This window comes from Paenibacillus tyrphae, from assembly GCF_024158745.1.
Lineage (GTDB): Bacteria > Bacillota > Bacilli > Paenibacillales > NBRC-103111 > Paenibacillus_G > Paenibacillus_G tyrfis_A.
This window is the reverse complement of the sequence record NZ_JAMZAW010000089.1, coordinates 1-215: the sequence shown is the minus strand read 5'-3', so window position 1 is coordinate 215 and position 215 is coordinate 1. Positions and strand designations below refer to the sequence as shown.

Genomic DNA, 215 nt, shown 5'->3' with positions numbered 1-215 from the left:
GCTTGGCGACGTCCTACTCTCCCAGGACCCTGCGGTCCAAGTACCATCGGCGCTGGAAGGCTTAACGGTCGTGTTCGGGATGGGTACGCGTGGTTCCCTTCCGCCATCATCACCAAACGGATTGCGATGTTTCTGCCACGAAACATCTTTACTTTATTCAAGGCGACTTGCACCCTGAAAACTGGATCGAAACAAGCGTAAAGTGAATCTTAATT

General features: G+C 51.6%; 1 rRNA gene. It reads right to left on the bottom strand.

Going from position 1 to position 215, the window contains the following annotated elements:
* Positions 1–117: ribosomal RNA gene (gene rrf, locus NI000_RS36635) — 5S ribosomal RNA — on the bottom strand.
* Positions 118–215 lie beyond the last annotated feature (98 nt).